Genomic DNA, 17,586 nt, shown 5'->3' on the forward strand with positions numbered 1-17,586 from the left:
AGTTTGCACGGCGTGGAAACCGCGGTCGAACGAACCGACGCTGAAAGTGTCGACACCAAGGTCAAGGAACTCCTGGAGTCCCACCCTCCGGATGGGATACCGGAGCAGGAGTTCCTCGGAGCGCAGTTCGACGCCGGCCTGGCGTGGGTCCACTTCCCGGAGGGTTACGGCGGTTTGGGGGTGTCGAGGAGCCTCCAGTCGCGGGTCAACGATCTACTTCGCAAGGCGAATGCGCCCAACCTGACGCCGCGGAACGCGATCGGCTACGGGATGGCGGCGCCCACCATCCTCACGATGGGAAGCGAGGAGCAGAAGCGGCGCTACCTGCGCCCTCTTTTCACCTGTGAGGAAATCTGGTGCCAGTTGTTCTCCGAACCAGGTGCCGGCTCTGACGTGGCGAGCCTTTCCACCCGTGCCGTTCGTGACGGCGACGAGTGGATAATCAACGGGCAAAAGGTCTGGACGACGCTTGCTCACACCTCGAGGTTCGGGATGGTTCTCGCGCGAACCGACCCGGATGCGGAGAAGCACAAGGGCCTGACGTACTTCGTGGTCGACATGCACGCGCCGGGGGTCGAGGTGCGCCCTCTTCGGCAGATGACCGGCGACGCCGAGTTCAACGAGGTTTACTTCACCGACGTCCGCGTCCCCGATTCGGAGCGCCTGAGCCCCGCGGGCGAAGGCTGGCGCGGCGCCATCGTCACCCTCATGAATGAGCGCGTCTCGATCGGGGGTGGTGTGGCGCCGAGGGGCGGCGGACCGATCGCGACTGCGCTGAAGATCTGGGGAAAGACTCCGGCCGAGCGCAGAGACCCCGTCATGAGAGACAAGCTCGCGCGGCTGTGGGTGGAGGCCGAGGTTCAACGACTCACGAACATGAGAGCCGCAGCGAATTCGAAGCTGGGAACCCCCGGTCCGGAGGGGTCGACGGGGAAGCTCGCCTTCGCCGAGCTGAACAAGCGGATCTACGAGTTCTGCGAGAACCTTCTCGGCGCCGAAGGGATGCTCTACGACAGCTACGAAATGCGCCGCCCCAAAGGCGCTCTCGAGACTCGCTCGCCGCAGCAGATGTTCCTGCGTTCCAGGGCGAACTCCATCGAGGGTGGCACATCCGAGGTCATGCGCAACATTCTCGGCGAACGGGTCCTAGGCCTCCCTGGCGATATACGTGTCGACAAGGGCGTCCCCTGGTCGCACGTGCCGCGCAACTAGCCGGCGTAACCGTCGAGCAGACCGGTCAGCCCGCTCGGCTCGTGCGGGCCGAAGGCGAGCTGTTCGAGCACCCCGACTCCCGACCGGTCCCCGAAACGAACCCGGCACAGCGTCTGCACGTGGATCGACGAGGGGTCGAGGGGTGTGAAATCGTCGACCTCGATCGACTCTGCCGCCACCTCCAACTCCCCGTGGTTGGTGCCGTGCCCGAACCTCGGGTGTAGGTAGCCGATCCCCCTCATACGGAAGGTGAGGATCCGTTCGAAATCGATGGCCGGGAGCGCCGAGCCGTCGCGCCGGTGCGGAATGATGCGGGCGGACTCTATCTCCCTAGTGCCGGGCATCCATCGGAGGTCGACCTCGCTTCGTCCAAGATGATCGGGCTCTCCTACTCCTGCCAGTGGGACAATGAGCGCCTGCTCGACCCACCTAACACCGTCGGCGCGCTCGAACAGACCCAGGTGCGTACAGCAGTCGTCGAAGTGCAGCGGCGCCCACAACCAGAACAGTTGTGGCATCTCAGGTGGGAAGTTCGTCGCCAGTTGCTCACCTACTGGGCGTACTCCCCAGGAGCGATCCCGTGTGGCGAGTGTGGTCTCCGGTCGCACGTCGATCACGGCGCCGCCGGGGAGGGTGATCGTGCCCTCCCATGTACCCCATTGGGTCAGGCGCGTGTAGTCCATGACGGTGATGTTGTTGCGGGTCAGTTGCTGGCGGGGCTCCTCGACCGCATCGGTCCGGTGCCTGAACGTCATATCGGCTGCCAGCCCGTGCTCGCCGGCGTCGACGACCAGGCGGATCGTCTTGAGTGGCTCGAGCACTTCGACCCGCACCGGACCGACCTTGGTGGCTCGGTCGACTGGCATCCGCCCTGACGCGAAGACCGAATGCTGTACCCCGTCGTGCAGCACCGAAAAGGCGGCGTCTAGGACCCCGCGGTTCGGGTAGTGGCCCATCGCAGCCCCGAGGAAGAACGCCCCTTCGCGGTCGTAACCGTTGAACCAGTAACGGTCGTAGTGGTTGGGGTCACCGGAAACTGTCTGCGCGACGGGGGCCGGCGTCTGGTGGACGGGGTAGTCGTCGAACGGTGTGAGCATCAGCGACCCTCCCAGTAGGTTCCGGCCATCATCGCCTCCATGTCCGCTCCGTGGAACAACAGTTGGTCGACATCATCCGGCATGGTCGACTGTCCAAAGTGGATGCTGCGAAGGCCGACACGAAGCGCGTTGATCGCGAATCGGGTCGCCGCGAAAAGGCCGTACCAGTCCATGTCCCGGCAGGTGTGCCCGGTCAGCTTCTCGTAGGAGGCGACGACGTCGTCTCGACGCATGAACGACGGCATCCCCGGCATGCCGAGCTTCAGCGCAACGCCGTGAAAGAACTCGTGGAAGAACTGGCACCAGGCCAGATCGACCTCCCTCGGACCCACCGAGGCCATCTCCCAGTCGAGCACCGCGACGGGTTCGAAGTCGCGGTATATCATGTTCCCGATCCGCGCGTCGCCCCAGGACAGCACGGGCTCTCCCTCGTCGACGGGCCATCGTTCCTCGAGCCATTTCAGCGATCGTTCGAGGAGCGGCGAGCGAACGTCCTTGGCCACCCACGCGTAGTAGTCGAGGACCTCCTTCTGGTACAGCCTCCGCAACGCCGTCCCTCCGTCAGCACCATCCTGGAGGAAGGCGAACCCCTGAACCGGCGCGGCGTGCAGCCGGGCGAGGATGTCAACCGTCCGCTCCTGCAACTTGCGCTGCTCACCCTCTGAGGCGTCGAACAGCCAGTTGTCGCCGAACAGGTACAGCGGATTGTCGGGCGGGACCTCTCCGACGACCCTACGCATGATCATGAACGGCTGCCCGACGATGCCCGGGTCTTCCTCCGACCACAGCGGCTCCGGCACCGGCACGTCCGTGAGCTCACGCACCATCGACATGACCCTGAACTGCTTGGGTATGTCATAGACGGGGAAGATCGGCATGTCGGCAGGATCAGGCGGGATGCGCGCGACGAGACCCTCGCGTCTCGTCGCGCCTTCCTCGTGCCATTCAGCTTCGAAGACCACTGTCTCGGTCGACATGCCGGTCCCCGACGGAACGCTGAGCTCGGTCACTCGCGGGTTGGCCGAGTCGGGTAACCGCGATGCAAGCCAACGCTCGAGCGTGTCGGGAAGCGCGGCGAGGTCGCGGCTCGATTTGACCCCGACAGTGGGTGGTGCTTCCTCGGGCGTGCTCACATCAGTCCCCCCTTCCCGGCAGGCGCCGGAAACGCCCCTGCATTGTGGCCGATGCTGTTTAGGCTCTGCTCATGGACCCCGACCGGGTACAGAGTGGGCTGATCCCTGCCCGGCCCCTGACCCGGTTGCTGCGCGAGCGCCTCGGCCCGTACAAGCGGACGATCGCGCTGATGTTGCTCTTGCAGTCGATCCAGACGACCGCGAGCCTGATCCTCCCGACACTCAACGCGCACATCATCGACAACGGCATCCTTCCCCACAACGAGGGATACATCCGCCGGATGGGGGCTGTGATGGTTGGCTTCTCCCTCGTCCAGATCTGCTTTGCAGTCGCCGCTGTCTACCTGGGAGCCAAGGTGGCGATGGGTTTCGGCCGCGACATCCGGGGCGTCATGTTCCACCAGGTGACCGGCTTCTCGGCGCGCGAGGTAGGAACGTTCGGCGCACCCTCCCTCATCACTCGGATTACCAACGACGTGCAGCAGGTGCAGCTGCTCGTCGTGATGGCGGCCACGATGGCCATCGCCGCGCCGATCACGATGGTGGTCGGGATCATCGCAGCGATGCGGCAGGATCTCGGGCTGTCCGCGATCCTGGCCATCAGCGTGCCGGTGGCCGCCGGCGTACTCGGCTTCCTCGTCTCGCGGATGGTTCCCGCCTTCCGGCTGATGCAGGAGCGAATCGACCAGATCAACCGGGTCCTGCGGGAGCAGATAACCGGTATCCGGGTTGTGCGGGCGTTCGTCCGCGAGCCGCAGGAGAGAGCCCGCTTCGCCATCGCCAACGGGGAGCTCACAGACACGTCCCTCAGGGCCAGCCGGCTCATGGCAGCGATGTTCCCCACCGTCAACCTTGTCATCAACGCGTCCAGCATCGCCGTGCTGGCGCTCGGCGCCGGCCGTATCCAGGCCGGCCACATGCAGGTCGGGTCACTGGTGGCCTACCTGAGCTACCTGATTCAGATCCTCATGTCCGTCGTCATGGCCACCTTCATGATCTCGATGATCCCGCGGGCGTCCGTGTCCGCGGGACGGATCCAGGAGGTTGGCGAAACGCCGTCCACCGTGGTAGCGCCCGCCGCTCCGCTCAGGCCGGCGCGCGGCGAGCTGGACGTCGAGTTCCGCGGGGTGGGGTTCCACTACCCCGGAGCGGAGCACGCCGTGTTGAACGGCATCAGCTTCACGACGCTGCCAGGGCAGACGACCGCGATCGTCGGGAGCACCGGCGCCGGCAAGACCACACTCGTCCAGCTGGTGCCGCGGCTGTTCGACGCCACCGAGGGTTCCGTGATGGTAGGCGGTGTCGACGTACGCGACCTCGACACAAAGCTGCTGTGGTCGGTGGTGGGCCTGGTCCCGCAGCGGCCGTACCTCTTCTCGGGCACCGTGGCCTCGAACCTCGCCTACGGGAAACCTGACGCGACGGAAGCCGAGATGTGGGAGGCGCTCGAGGTGGCGCAGGCGGCGGACTTCGTGCGCCTCATGCCGGGCGGCCTCGAGGCCCGAATCGACCAGGGTGGCACAAACGTGTCGGGCGGCCAGCGCCAGCGGCTGGCGATCGCACGGGCTCTCGTACGCAGACCGGACATCTACCTCTTCGACGATTCGTTTTCCGCGCTCGACCTCACGACCGACGCCAGGCTGCGCGCCGCGTTGAAGCCGTACACCGCTTCGAGCGTCGTGTTGATAGTCGCGCAGAGGGTGTCCACCATCATCTCGGCCGACCGGATCGTCGTGCTCGAGGACGGCGAGATCGTCGGCATGGGGACCGACGCGGAGCTGCGAAGCAGCTGTCCCACCTACGCGGAGATCGTCCAGTCACAACTCGGTGAGCGGGAGCCGGCATGACGGCCGTCGACGAGCACCGCGACGAGATCCGCCGGCTGCGACCGGAGGACACCCGGCCGGCTGGACGCTGGAACGCGGCCGGCGTCCCGGGCGAGCGCTCGAAGGACTTCGGGTCCGTGGCCAGGCGCCTTGTCTCGCTCCTCGCGGTCGAGCGGGGAAAGCTCCTTCTCGTCGCCATCACTTCGGTGAGCGGTGTGGTCATGAACGTCTTCGGCCCCCGGCTCCTCGGTCACGGGACCGACGTGATCATCCGGGGGTTCGTCCACCATCACATCGACTTCCCCGAGTTGGACCGCATACTCCTGATCGCTCTGGGCCTCTACGCCGGCTCGGCGCTGTGCTCGTTGGCGACCGCCTACACGCTCGCCGGCGTGGTCCAGCGCTTGATGCAGAGGCTCCGGGGATCAGTCGAGGACAAGGTCCACGCCCTCCCGCTCAGCTACATCGACCGCGGGTCCCGGGGCGACCTGCTCAGCCGGGTCACCAACGACATCGACAACATCGCCCAGAGCCTGCAGCAGACGCTGAGCCAGATGCTCAACTCGGTCCTGCTTCTCGTCGGGGTTGCCGTCATGATGTTCACGATCTCACCGTTGCTCGCGGCGGTCGCCCTGACCACAGTCCCGGCATCGGTCTTCGCGATGCGCAAGATCGCCCTACGCGCCCGCCCCCGCTACATAGCGCAGTGGCGTTCCACCGGGGCTCTCAACGGCATCGTCGAGGAGACGTTCACCGGGCATGCCATCGTCAAAGCCTTCGGCCGTCAGGACGAGGTGGAAGCCCGCTTCCGGCAGAAGAACGAAGAGCTCTTCGAGGCCGCGTTCGGGGCCCAGTTCATGTCCAGCGTGATGCAGCCGGTCACCATGTTCCTCGGCAACATGCAGTACGTGATCGTCGCCGTCGTCGGCGGCCTTCGGGTCGCGGCCGGTGCCATCAGCATCGGTGACATCCAGGCGTTCGTTCAGTACTCGCGTACGTTCTCGATGCCGCTGACCCAGCTCGCCTCGATGATGAACGTCTTCCAGAGCGGCATGGCATCCCTGGAGAGGGTGTTCGAGTTCCTCGACGCCGGCGAGCAAGTACCCGATGCCACGCCGGCAACCCCGCTGCCTAATGCCGGGCGAGTCGGCTTCGAGGACGTCACGTTCTCCTATCGGCCCGACGTACGGCTGATCGAGTCACTCTCGCTCGTGGCCGAACCGGGGCAGACCGTCGCGATCGTCGGTCCTACAGGCGCGGGCAAGACCACCCTGGTCAACCTGATCATGCGCTTCTACGAGCTCGATTCGGGCAGGATCACCATCGACGGTCGCGACATCACGAGCATGCCCCGATCGGAGCTGCGGTCGAAGATCGGGATGGTCCTCCAGGACACGTGGCTGTTCGGCGGGACGATCCACGACAACATCGCCTATGGCAATCCAACCGCCACGGACGAGCAGATACTCGAGGCGGCGCAGGCCACCTACGTCGACCGCTTCGTCCACTCCCTGCCCGACGGCTACTCGACGCTGATAAACGAGGAGGCCGACAATGTCAGCGCCGGTCAGAAGCAGCTGATCACCATCGCCCGAGCTTTCCTCGCCGATCCGTCGATCCTCATCCTCGACGAGGCCACCAGCTCGGTCGACACGAGGACCGAAGTGCAGATCCAAGAAGCGATGAACCGGCTTCGCTCCAACCGGACGAGCTTCGTGATCGCCCACCGGCTCTCGACGATCCGAGGGGCCGACGTGATCCTGGTAATGGAGGACGGGCGGATTGTCGAGCAGGGATCCCACGCCGACCTGCTGTCCCGTGACGGCGCCTACGCCCGGCTGTACAACTCCCAGTTCGTGGCTCCCGCTGCCGAGGTCGATTGACCCGGTCACACGCCCGGCTCGACCGACCGCAGCAGCGTTCCCGGGTGTAACGTGCCGTCAGACACCGGACACGAATCCTGAGGGGGAGAGTGACGATGAAGAGCAAGGCGGCCATCCTGTGGGAGACCAACTCCAAGTGGAGCATCGAGGACATAGAGCTCGATCCGCCCAAGCAGGGTGAGGTGCTCGTAAAGCTGGCCGCGTCGGGCCTGTGCCACTCCGACGAGCATCTGGTCACCGGCGACATGGTCCTCGACCAGGCGACGGCGGACGCGCTCGGCCTCAAGCAGCTTCCGGTCGTCGGCGGCCACGAGGGCGCTGGCGAGGTGGTCGAGGTGGGCCCGGGTGTCACGACCCTCGCGCCGGGGGACCACGTGGTCATGAGCTTCATCCCGGCCTGCGGCCGCTGCCCTTCGTGCGCGATGGGCCAGCAGCACCTCTGCGACCTGGGCGCCTTCCTGCTGGCCGGCCGCCAGGTCACCGACTTCACCGCGCGCCATCACGCCGCTGACGGCACGGATCTCGGGATCATGTGCTGCGTCGGCACGTTCGAGCCGTACACGGTTGTCAGCGAAGCCAGCTGCGTGAAGATCGAGCCGCACATCCCGCTGGAGCGCGCCGCGCTCGTCGGGTGCGGCGTGACGACCGGATGGGGGTCGGCGATCAACGCCGCCGACGTTCGCGCGGGCGAGACCGTCGTGGTCGTCGGTCTGGGCGGGATCGGCATGAACGCCCTGCAGGGCGCCCGGCTCGCCGGCGCCGACAAGATCGTGGCCGTCGACCCGCTGCAGTCCAAGCGCGACGCCGCTCCGCGCTTCGGCGCCACTCACACCGCTGCCTCGATGGAGGAGGCCGCTGCGCTCGTAGCGGAGCTCACCCGCGGCGCGATGGCCGACAAGGCGATCCTCACCGTCGGCGTCGCATACGGCGACCTCATCCTCCCTCTCATGAACTTGGTGAAGAAGGCGGGGCGCGGCGTAGTGACGGCAGTGGCGCCGGTGGCTCAGACCGACGTCAAGCTCGACCTCTTCATGCTGGCGATGATGCGCAAGGAACTGGTCGGCTGCATCTTCGGCAACGCCAACCCGCGCCGAGACATCCCGCGCATCCTCAACCTATACATGGAGGGCAAGTACCTGCTCGACGAGCTGGTGACCAACACCTACTCACTCGAGGACATCAACCAGGGCTACGACGACATGCGCAACGGGACCAACATCCGCGGCGTCATCACCTACTAGGCCCGACGGCGCCGGCCCTGGAGCCAGCGTTCTCTGTCCCCTCTCGGCTCACCAGGTGTAGCGGGAGGGGACAGTGTCGCGTCAGGGGTGGCCGTAGCCGCACCGCCGACAAGGGTGGCTGAACGGTCCCGGCTAGCGGTACGGCCTCCGGGAGTGGCGACCGCCCGGTCGCGTATGGTCGGGCGGTGCACGACGCCGGAGCCCAGTGGGACGCATCCTTCGACGTGGTGGTCGTCGGGTCGGGTTTCGGGGGCCTGACAGCGGCCTTGGTCGCATCGGGCGAAGGACTCGAAACCGTCGTAGTGGAGAAGATGGACAGGTACGGCGGCTCGAGCGCGCTGTCGGGCGGCGGCGTTTGGGTGCCCAACAACCCGATCCTGAAGCGCGGCGGCCAGTCCGACACTCCAGAACGAGCCCGGACGTACATGTACGAGGTAGTCGGCGACAGGGTGCCGCGGGCGCGGATCGATACGTTCTTGGCTCGCGGGCCCGAAGCGATCGATTGGTTGGAGAAGCACACCCGCCACGTCCGGTTCCGCTGGGTCAAGGGCTACTCGGACTACCACCCGGAGTTCCCCGGCGGTGAGCCTCTCGGGCGGACGATGGAACCGGTCCCGTTCGACCTTCGCAAGCTCGGACCCGACGAGGAGTTCATCAACACCAACCCCATGATGAAGGGTCCCCTCGGACTGTGGACCACCCAGTCCGACTACAGGTACCTCACCCAGGCCGTGACCACGTGGCGGGGTCGGGCTACCGCCCTCAAGGTGGGCGTGAGGACCGTCGTCACCCGGTTGAGTGGCCGGCACATGGCCGCCCTCGGGTCGGCGGGCGTCGGGCGGTACCGCCTCGCGCTGAAGGATGCCGGCGTCCCGCTCTGGCTCAACTCCCCGCTCACCGGCCTGGTGGTCGAGGACGGCCGGGTCACGGGTGTGCGCATCGACCGTGACGACAAGCCGATGACGGTGCAGGCGCGGCGCGGCGTGATTCTCGCCGCCGGCGGCTTCGAGAAGAGCCAGGAGATGCGCAAGCGCTACCAGCAGGAACCCGTCGAGGTCGGCTGGAGCTCCGGCGCGGCGGGCAACACCGGCGACGGGATCCGCGCCGCTCAGGAGATCGGCGCATCGGTGGACCTGATGGACGACGCCTGGTGGATGCCGTCCGTGGAGGCTGCGGGAGCCGGCGTGCTCATCCTCGCCGAGCGCTCGCTCCCGCGGTGCATCGTGGTGAACGGTGACGGTCGCCGCTTCGTCAACGAGGCCTCGCCGTACGTTAACTTCGTGCACCGCATGTACGAAATGCACGGTCCAGGTGCGAGCCACATCCCGTCGTTCTTGATATTCGACCAGACCTACCGTGACCGCTACCCGTTCGTCGCGGTGCCACCGAGGCGGCCGCTTCCCAAGGCGTTCACCAAGTTCGGCATCGTCACGACTGCTGACTCACTGGCCGAGCTGGCAGAGAAGATCGATGTCCCACCCGAGAACCTGCAGGAGACTGTCACCCGCTTCAACGCGATGACGGCAACGGGCAGGGACGAGGACTTCGGCAAGGGCGATAGCGCGTACGACCGCTACTACGGCGATCCTGCCAACAAGCCGAACCCGTGCCTCGGCCCCCTGGAGAAGCCACCGTTTTACGCCTTCCGCATCGTTCCCGGCGACCTCGGCACCAAGGGCGGTGTCGTGACCGATCCCGACGCCCGCGTCCTAGATGCAGAGGGGAAGCCCATTCCCGGCCTCTACGCGACCGGCAACACGTCAGCGTCCGTCATGGGCAACGACTATGCCGGCGCCGGCGCCACCATCGGACCGGCGATCGTCTTCGCATACGTGGCGGCCAAGCACATCGCAGCCAACGGGGGCTAGTCCCTCGGCGGTCCAGCAGAGGTGTAACGGGTGCCGGGCGATCGATCGCATGTGACGCCTATGATCCGGCGTTCGTGGCACGGCTTTCGCAGCTCTCGCGGTCTGTCCAAGGCAAGGTGGCGGTCGTGACAGGGGCGGCCTCCGGCATGGGCAGGGCAACGGCCTTCCTCTTTGCCGACGAGGGAGCCCGGGTCGCCGTTATCGACCGTGATGGCGAGGGCGCGAAAGCGATCGCGAAGAAGATCCAATCCGCGCACGGAGCAAGCAACGCAAAGGCGTGGGAGCTGGACGTGGCCGATCCCGACGCCATCATCGGCGTTATCGGCGAAGTGGTCTCCGACCTCGCTCCGGTGGACATCCTCGTCAACAACGCCGGCATCGCTCTGCCCGCTCTCGTAGACGGTGACGGCGACGCGTACGAGCGGGCCTGGTCGGCCACCCTGGCCGTCAACCTCACAGCCCACGAGCGGATGATCCGGGCATGCCTTCCCCACCTAAGACGCGACGCCGCGGGCCGAGTGGTCAACATCGCTTCTACCGAGGGACTCGGCGCAAGCCGCTACAACAGCCCCTACGTCGCCGCCAAGCACGGGGTGATCGGTCTCACCCGTGCACTCGCCGTGGAGCTCGGGCCGATCGGCGTGAATGTCAACGCGGTCTGCCCCGGCCCGATCCGCACCGGGATGACCGCCGGGATTCCCGACGAGGCGAAGGAGAAGTTCGCCCGGAGGAGGGTACCGCTCCGGCGTTACGGGGAACCCGAAGAGGTGGCGCACGCCACTCTCTCCCTTTGCCTGCCGGCGAGCAGCTACATGAACGGCGTCGTCTTCATCGTCGACGGCGGCATGACCGCGAAGAACGACTGACCTAAATCAGCTCCAGCAACCGCTCGGGTGGCCTGGCGATGACGGCCTTGTCGCCGCGAACGAATATCGGCCTCTCGAGAAGAACGGGTTGAAGTACAGGGACGTCACGTATCCGAATGTAGGAGAACCGCCGTGGAACGGACGGATGGGTCTACCAGCGGGGGCGTTCGCGCACCAGCTCAGCGAAGGCGGCAGGTTCCAGGGGGCGCGAGAAGGCGTATCCCTGGGCCTGCTGGCATCCCAACCGTCGTAGTGCGTACAGCTGGTCGTCCGTCTCGACTCCCACAGCGACCACCGAAACCTTCAGGCCGCGGGCGATGCCGGCTATGGCGGTGACGATCGCCGAGTCGCTCGCGTCCCGGCCCAGGCCTGACACGAACGCCTTGCCGACCTTGATGATGTCCACGGGGAACCGCTTCAGGTAGTTCATCGACGAGTAACCGACGCCGAAGTCGTCGAGGGCTATGTGCGCCCCGGTTGCACGCACCTCCTGGAGTGCGCCGGCGCAGCTGTTCACTTCAGACATGACCGAGCCCTCCGTGATCTCGAGCACGAGCGACGAGGGGTCGAGACGGTGCCGTGATGCAGCGGCGGCCACTGTCTCACCTATGCCGGGCTTCAGCTGGCGCGCGGACACGTTCACCGACATGAACAGAGGCACGTCCGCCAGCTCGGACCGCCAGGCGGCGAGCTGCCGGCAGGACTCGGAGAGCACCCATTCGCCAATGGTCGCGATGAGGCCCGCCTCCTCGGCGACCGGCACGAAGTCGGCGGGAGGGACCGGACCCCAGTCGGGATGTTCCCATCGAAGCAATGCTTCGGCCCCGACGACCCACCCGGCGTCCAGAGCCACGATCGGCTGGTATTCGAGGCGGAACCCGCCATCCTTCACTGCCCGGTGAAGGGCGTTCTGGGTCTCGCGCCGCCACTCCGCCCGAGCCCGGATCTCGTCGTCGAAGAACTTGACCCTTCCCCGCCCGTCGACCTTGGCGTGGTACATGGCGGCGTCAGCGTCCCGCAGCAGGGCCTCGGTGGAAGCGTCCGGGCCGCCCAGGGCGACCCCCAGGCTGGCCGACACGAAGAACCGCTCTTCGCCCAGGACGAAGGGTTCGGCGAAGACGGCCGTGAGTCGTTCTGCGAGCTCGGCGGCGTCCCGGTGGGAGCTGACGTCCTCGAAGACCACCACGAACTCGTCCCCGCCGAAGCGCGCAACCGTGTCGTCTGCGCGGACGACCCCCGACAGCCGGTCGGACACGGCCTTGAGGAGGAGGTCGCCCTCAGCGTGGCCCTGTGTGTCGTTGACCAGCTTGAAATGGTCGAGATCCAGGAAGACCACCGCCACGTACCGGCCGGACCTCGACGCCCGACTTAGGCCGTGCTTCACCCGGTCGCCGAGCAGGAGCCGGTTCGGCAAGCCGGTCAGATGGTCGTGCAGGGCCTGGTGGGCGAGCTGCTCGACGACGTCACCGTCGGCGCGGACCTCGGTGACGACCGCCCAGTTGAGAGCCCCGGGTTCCGGACTGACACCGTGCTCGACGTGGAGCCTGAGTGACCCGCCGGACCTCACGACCCGCTCGGAGAGGCCGTCCCGGGTCATCTCGGCAAGCTCATCGCCGAATAGCCGCCAGGCTGGCATGTTCCACGTCTGGCAGGCTCCCGAAGAGTCGAACCCGAGAACCGCTACGGGAAGGTCGGACAGCCAGCCGTGAACGGAGTCGACACACCCGTCGGCGCCGGTAGGCGCCGCCGTCATGGGGGTGTCCCGTCCAGCCGGGCCGGGTGGGCGCCGGGCACGACCCTGGCGGACCTCACTACCATTCCAGACATATCGGCACGTCTGAGGTCGAAATTCAGATGGTTCAGGATCAATATTCGCCCAAAACCTCATAAGGGGGAGCCGCGTGGCTGAATTCGCCAACCCTGGGATCCTGGTGGGCACCGAGTGGATGGCCGCACATCTGGACGACCGGGACGTGCGGATCATCGAGGTCGACGAGGACGTCATGGCCTACGAAAAGGGGCACATCAGGAATTCCCTGGCGTGGAACTGGTTCGACGACCTGCACGCCAAGCCGCGTCGGGACTACGTGGGTCAGGCAGAGATGAGCCGCCTGCTCCAGGCCGCCGGCGTGGACGAGCGGACGACCGTCATCCTCTACGGGGGCAACAACAACTGGTTCGCGACCTACGCCTACTGGCTGCTGCGTTACCTCGGGTTCGACAACGTGAAGCTGCTAAACGGGGGGCGCAAGAGGTGGGAACTCGACGGCCGCGAGCTGACCACGGACGTCCCGAAGTTCGGGCCGACGACGCTGACCATCACCAACCCGGTGCGCGCGGAGCTCCGGGCGATGCGCGAACAAGTCCTCGACAGCCTGGACAAGGTGTGCTTCGTGGACGTCCGGTCGCCCGAGGAGTACCGCGGGGAGATGATGGCTCCGGCGCACCTGCCCCAGGAGTCCGCCATGGTGCCCGGCCACATCCCGGGAGCGAGGAACGTGCCGTGGAGCCGAGCGGCCAACGAGGACGGCACCTTCAAGTCCTACGACGAACTGCGAGACCTTTACGGCACGGCCGGTGTGAGCGGGGAGGGTCCAGTCATCGCCTACTGCAGGATCGGCGAGCGCTCCGCGCACACCTGGCTGGTCCTGCACGAACTCCTCGGGATCGCCAACGTCGCCAACTACGACGGGTCCTGGACCGAGTACGGCTCCCTCGTCGGAGTGCCGGTCGAGTGGTGAGGAAGGACAAGCGATGCCACGACTGACCGGGACTATCGAAAACGGCTCCGGGGCGTTCGTACAGCTGCGCGACGGGGAAGGCGACTTCGTCGGCGAGGTGAGGGCTGACGACGAGGGCCGCTTCACGCTCTATCCGATCGCGGGAGAGTGGACTGTCATCTGCCTGACCCCCAACAATCGCCGTGAACAGCACGTCGACATGGGCAACGAGGACGTCGACATCAGGGTGTCGGCCTGACATGTGCAGGGAGCCGTCCGTGCGGCCGACCAATACACTCGCCCCGTGACCCTCGCCGTTGACGAGCTCTACTGGGACCCGTTCGACGTCGACATCGACACGAACCCGTACGAGTGCTGGCGGAGACTTCGAGATGAAGCGCCGGTGTACCGCAACGAGCGATATGACTTCTGGGCCCTGAGTCGGTTCGCCGATGTCCAGTCGGCGAGCGCCGACCCCAAGGCCTTCGTGTCGAGCCGGGGAACGGTCCTCGAACTCATGGGCTCGGACATGACCAATACGACCATGATCATCTTCATGGACCCGCCCGAGCACGACTCGCTGCGGGCACTCGTGTCGAGGGCCTTTACCCCCAAGCGGGTGTCCGCTCTGGAGGAGCAGATCCGGCAGGTGTGCGCATCCCTGCTCGATCCGTTCATCGGGTCCGGCGGTTTCGACTACGTGCAGGACTTCGGTGCCCAGTTGCCGTCGACCGTCATCTCGATGCTGCTCGGCGTGCCGCACTCCGAGCGCAAGGAAGTCCTGCACCACATCGACACCATCTTCCACATCGAGCCTGGCGTGGGGATGGTCAACGACATCTCGGTCATGGCTCAGATCTGGATGATGGAGTACATCGCGGCGAAGCTGGAGGAGCGGCGGGTCAACCCGAGGGACGACCTCTTCACGGCGCTCGTGCAGGCCCAGATTCCCGACGACGACGGGGGCATGAGACGGCTGACCGACCGCGAAGCAGCTGCATTCGGAAACCTGCTCGTGAGCGCCGGCACAGAGACGGTCGCCCGGCTGCTCGGTTGGGCGTCCGTGGTGCTCGATGCACACCCGGATCAGCGGGCGGAGCTGGCGCGCGACAGGTCACTCATCCCGAACGCCGTAGAAGAACTTCTCCGCTTCGAAGCGCCGTCCCCCGTGCAGGGGCGCTGGACCTCGAAGCCAGTCGAGCTGCACGGCACGACGATCCCGGCGGAATCCAAGGTGTTGCTGATCACGGGGTCCGCCGGAAGGGACGAGCGTCGCTACCCGGATGCCGACCGCTTCGACATACACAGGGAGATCGGCACCCATGTCACCTTCGGATTCGGCATCCACTTCTGTCTCGGAGCCGCGCTGGCCAGGCTCGAGGGCCGGATCGCCTTGGAGGAAACCTTGAAGCGATTCCCTACTTGGCAGGTGGACCACCACCGGGCCGAGCGGCTCCACACCAGCACCGTCAGGGGCTGGAAGTCCGTGCCTGTCTCCATCGACTGAGGAGTGGCTGGGTGACGCGGCTGAGGTCAGCGTGGCCGGACCATCCGGGCTACCGGATCAACCTTGTTCCTTGCCGGGGGACTGCGAGGGTCCGCCTCGGCGACACCGTCGTGGCCGAGAGCAAGCGAGCGCTTCGCGTGATCGAGACGGACCACGTCGAACGTCTCTACTTTCCGGAGCACGACGTGAGGCTCGAGTTGCTCGAGCCCAACGACCACCACACCGTGTGCCCATTCAAAGGACGGGCCTCGTACTGGTCTTGCTTGAAGTCCGGCCCGACCGGTGTGGATCTCTTCTCGGCCGTTGACCAGGCGATGTAAGTATGTAATCATGAGGGTGTGGACGACATACGAGCGTGGCTGAGCGGCCGTTTGCCCCAGGACTGGTTCGAAGGGTCGCCGGATGTGACCGTCGACCGAGAAGAGATCGTGATTGTCGTTCGGCTGCCCTCCCCCGCTCCAGCCGAGTCCGAACACGCGAGTCGCTCGGCGGAGCAGGGGCGGATCAGCCGGTTCCGGGAGGAGACCCGCCCGGCAAGGATGCACATCGCAGAGGAGGCGGAAACGCTCTTCGCCAGGAAGGTGTCGTGGGGGGCGGCCTGCGGGGAGTCGCGTGTGGTCTTCACCAACTTGTCCGTACCGGTCATGACCCGGCTCCGTCAGTCGGAGCGCCAGATCCTCGACACCCTGGTCGAGGGGGGCGTCGCGCGGTCGCGCTCCGACGCCCTCGCGTGGTGCGTCCGCCTCGTGGGGCGTCACGAGACCGACTGGATCGCCCAGCTGAGGGCGTCGCTGGAAGCGGTGCGCGAGGCGCGCGCCGCCGGGCCGGCCGCCTGACCCCCCCCCCCGATCCCGCGGTCGCTGGTCAAGAGGATCGGGGCGAACCTCTTGTGTCGTCCTCTGCTCTTCGAGCGATCGCTGCCTCGGCTGCGTTGTTGGCGCCGGCGGCGAGCGGCCATCCGGCGTAGTGCGCCAGGTGAATGACGATCTCGCGCACCTGGGTGTCGGTCAGCTCGCCGTTGGCGAGGGCAGCGTCGAACTGGACCCGCAGTAGGTCGGGCAGGCCCGAGGCGGCAAGCACGCCGATGGTGAGCAGGCGCCGGGAGGCGACGTCGAGACCTTGACGGCTCCATACGTCCCCGAAGAGGTGATCGACCGTGTAGGCCATGAAATCCCCCGGACCGGCATCGGGATCGGCGCTGAACCCGTACACCTCCGACATGCGCTGCTGGCCGCGGCCGCGATCCGGGGCCGGGGGACGCCGGCCGGGGAGGCTACCCGTGACCGCCGGCGCCGGTAACGGGCCGACCCCGAACACCGCGTCGACGTGCGACTGCGCCAACCGGGCGAGCGGGAGGTCGACGCCGAGCTCGTCGCCGAGGTCGAGCGCGGCCCGCAGGTCCTTGTGCGCGAGGGAAGCTCCGGACTCCATCGCAGCGACCAGCCCCTGGTCGTCGGACTGGCCGAAAGGAGCGGTGGTGGAGCGGAACATCAGCGTCGACACGCCACCGATCCGTTCGTCGCTCGCCTTCACCACTTCGGCAAGCTTGGAAAGGTCTATCCCGGCTTGCTCCGCGAGACGCTGGCCTTCGAACGCGGCCAGCCATGCACCGAACTGGATGAGGTTTCGGGCCAGCTTCGCTTGCTGGCCGGCGCCCGGCGGTCCCATGCGCACCACACGGGAGCTGAACGCGTCGATGACCGGAGCCGCCCGGTCGACGTCAGTGTCTGATCCCCCGACCATTGACACCAATGCACCGTCCGCAGCCGCCGATGCCCCCCCGCTCACTCCGCAGTCCACGACCCCTATCCCCGAGACGGCGAGCAAATCGCACAACCGGCGAACCGTCTCGAGTCGAACTGTCGACACGACGACAACCGTCGAACCCTCGCGCATCGAAGCCGCAGCGCCGCTCGACGGATCGAGAACCTCGAGAACCTGATCGTCCGTCACGACCGCGACGACGAGAACGTCCGACATGCTGCCGATCTCGGCCAGATCGGTGCAGACATGCGCCCGGTCTGCGAACGGTCGCATGGCGTCGGTCCTGACGTCGTGCACGGCCAGCGGGATCCCGGCCTTGTCGATGGCAGAGGCGAGACCGCGGCCTATCTCGCCGAGGCCGATCACCCCTGCGATCGTCTTACGGGGCTCGTCTGCGATGGCAGGAACTATAGGAGTCAGCTGTGACCCGCTCTCCGGTACCGGTCCGGGGCCGGGCTCGCCGTCCACG

General features: G+C 66.5%; 15 protein-coding genes and 1 pseudogene. 11 read left to right on the forward strand and 5 right to left on the reverse strand.

Going from position 1 to position 17,586, the window contains the following annotated elements; translation table 11 throughout:
• The first annotated feature begins 12 nt into the window (after positions 1 to 12).
• Complete coding sequence (locus tag VNF71_09490) at positions 13 to 1,212, forward strand: acyl-CoA dehydrogenase family protein (GenBank protein ID HVA74784.1); 1,200 nt, start codon at positions 13 to 15, stop codon at positions 1,210 to 1,212.
• On the opposite strand, the gene VNF71_09495 is transcribed toward VNF71_09490, so the two are convergent.
• Together VNF71_09495 and VNF71_09500 are read right to left on the reverse strand one after the other, a co-directional pair.
• Positions 1,209 to 2,309, reverse strand: a complete 1,101-nt coding sequence (locus tag VNF71_09495; GenBank protein ID HVA74785.1) for a hypothetical protein — start codon at positions 2,307 to 2,309, stop codon at positions 1,209 to 1,211. The two genes, VNF71_09490 and VNF71_09495, sit on opposite strands and share 4 nt — an antisense overlap.
• Entirely contained in the window at positions 2,309 to 3,442 is a 1,134-nt protein-coding gene (locus tag VNF71_09500; protein ID HVA74786.1) for a phosphotransferase family protein, read from the reverse strand. Before VNF71_09500 ends, VNF71_09495 begins: the two co-directional genes overlap by 1 nt.
• A gap of 71 nt (positions 3,443 to 3,513) precedes the next feature.
• Between VNF71_09500 and VNF71_09505 the strand changes: the two genes are divergently transcribed.
• The 5 genes from VNF71_09505 to VNF71_09525 all read left to right on the forward strand — a co-directional run bounded on the left by VNF71_09505 (position 3,514) and on the right by VNF71_09525 (position 11,126).
• A complete protein-coding gene (locus tag VNF71_09505; GenBank protein HVA74787.1) occupies positions 3,514 to 5,289 on the forward strand; it encodes an ABC transporter ATP-binding protein in 1,776 nt (591 codons plus the stop codon).
• Positions 5,286 to 7,151, forward strand: a complete 1,866-nt coding sequence (locus VNF71_09510) for an ABC transporter ATP-binding protein (protein HVA74788.1) — start codon at positions 5,286 to 5,288, stop codon at positions 7,149 to 7,151. The genes VNF71_09505 and VNF71_09510 overlap by 4 nt, the downstream gene beginning before the upstream one ends.
• Positions 7,152 to 7,246: 95 nt before the next feature.
• Positions 7,247 to 8,392 carry an NDMA-dependent alcohol dehydrogenase gene (locus VNF71_09515; GenBank protein ID HVA74789.1) on the forward strand — a complete coding sequence of 382 codons (1,146 nt, stop codon included), beginning with the start codon at positions 7,247 to 7,249 and terminating at the stop codon, positions 8,390 to 8,392.
• 185 nt (positions 8,393 to 8,577) lie between these two features.
• The gene (locus VNF71_09520; GenBank protein ID HVA74790.1) at positions 8,578 to 10,260 is read left to right on the forward strand and encodes an FAD-dependent oxidoreductase; all 1,683 of its coding nucleotides are present in this window, start codon (positions 8,578 to 8,580) and stop codon (positions 10,258 to 10,260) included.
• Between the two features lie 74 nt (positions 10,261 to 10,334).
• Positions 10,335 to 11,126: an SDR family NAD(P)-dependent oxidoreductase gene (locus VNF71_09525; protein HVA74791.1), complete on the forward strand. Its 792-nt coding sequence runs from the start codon at positions 10,335 to 10,337 to the stop codon at positions 11,124 to 11,126.
• 1 nt (position 11,127) lies between these two features.
• Here the strand turns inward: VNF71_09525 and VNF71_09530 are convergent.
• Positions 11,128 to 11,223: pseudogene (locus VNF71_09530) on the reverse strand (arsenate reductase (glutaredoxin)).
• A 54-nt stretch (positions 11,224 to 11,277) separates the two neighbouring features.
• A complete protein-coding gene (locus VNF71_09535) occupies positions 11,278 to 12,879 on the reverse strand; it encodes an EAL domain-containing protein (GenBank protein ID HVA74792.1) in 1,602 nt (533 codons plus the stop codon).
• 148 nt (positions 12,880 to 13,027) lie between these two features.
• On the opposite strand from VNF71_09535, the gene VNF71_09540 reads away from it, so the two are divergent.
• From VNF71_09540 to VNF71_09560, 5 genes are read left to right on the forward strand one after another with little or no spacing between them, the layout of a single operon-like run.
• Positions 13,028 to 13,867: a sulfurtransferase gene (locus tag VNF71_09540; protein ID HVA74793.1), complete on the forward strand. Its 840-nt coding sequence runs from the start codon at positions 13,028 to 13,030 to the stop codon at positions 13,865 to 13,867.
• A 13-nt stretch (positions 13,868 to 13,880) separates the two neighbouring features.
• Positions 13,881 to 14,105, forward strand: a complete 225-nt coding sequence (locus VNF71_09545; protein HVA74794.1) for a DUF1416 domain-containing protein — start codon at positions 13,881 to 13,883, stop codon at positions 14,103 to 14,105.
• A 45-nt stretch (positions 14,106 to 14,150) separates the two neighbouring features.
• Complete coding sequence (locus tag VNF71_09550; protein ID HVA74795.1) at positions 14,151 to 15,353, forward strand: cytochrome P450; 1,203 nt, start codon at positions 14,151 to 14,153, stop codon at positions 15,351 to 15,353.
• 11 nt (positions 15,354 to 15,364) lie between these two features.
• A complete protein-coding gene (locus VNF71_09555; GenBank protein ID HVA74796.1) occupies positions 15,365 to 15,673 on the forward strand; it encodes a DUF427 domain-containing protein in 309 nt (102 codons plus the stop codon).
• 18 nt (positions 15,674 to 15,691) lie between these two features.
• Complete coding sequence (locus tag VNF71_09560) at positions 15,692 to 16,189, forward strand: hypothetical protein (GenBank protein HVA74797.1); 498 nt, start codon at positions 15,692 to 15,694, stop codon at positions 16,187 to 16,189.
• A gap of 28 nt (positions 16,190 to 16,217) precedes the next feature.
• On the opposite strand, the gene VNF71_09565 is transcribed toward VNF71_09560, so the two are convergent.
• The gene (locus VNF71_09565) at positions 16,218 to 17,585 is read right to left on the reverse strand and encodes an NAD(P)-binding domain-containing protein (protein ID HVA74798.1); all 1,368 of its coding nucleotides are present in this window, start codon (positions 17,583 to 17,585) and stop codon (positions 16,218 to 16,220) included.
• Position 17,586: the final 1 nt, after the last annotated feature.

This window comes from Acidimicrobiales bacterium (genome assembly GCA_035533095.1).
Taxonomy (GTDB): Bacteria; Actinomycetota; Acidimicrobiia; order Acidimicrobiales; family Palsa-688; genus DATLUM01.

Excerpts from the sequence above, each read along its gene's own strand:
- VNF71_09535 (HVA74792.1), bottom strand. The coding sequence starts at position 12,879 with ATGACGGCGGCGCCTACCGGCGCCGACGGGTGTGTCGACTCCGTTCAC.
- VNF71_09545 (HVA74794.1), top strand. The coding sequence starts at position 13,881 with ATGCCACGACTGACCGGGACTATCGAAAACGGCTCCGGGGCGTTCGTA.
- VNF71_09515 (HVA74789.1), top strand. The coding sequence starts at position 7,247 with ATGAAGAGCAAGGCGGCCATCCTGTGGGAGACCAACTCCAAGTGGAGC.
- VNF71_09510 (HVA74788.1), top strand. The coding sequence starts at position 5,286 with ATGACGGCCGTCGACGAGCACCGCGACGAGATCCGCCGGCTGCGACCG.
- VNF71_09495 (HVA74785.1), bottom strand. The coding sequence starts at position 2,309 with ATGCTCACACCGTTCGACGACTACCCCGTCCACCAGACGCCGGCCCCC.
- VNF71_09505 (HVA74787.1), top strand. The coding sequence starts at position 3,514 with ATGGACCCCGACCGGGTACAGAGTGGGCTGATCCCTGCCCGGCCCCTG.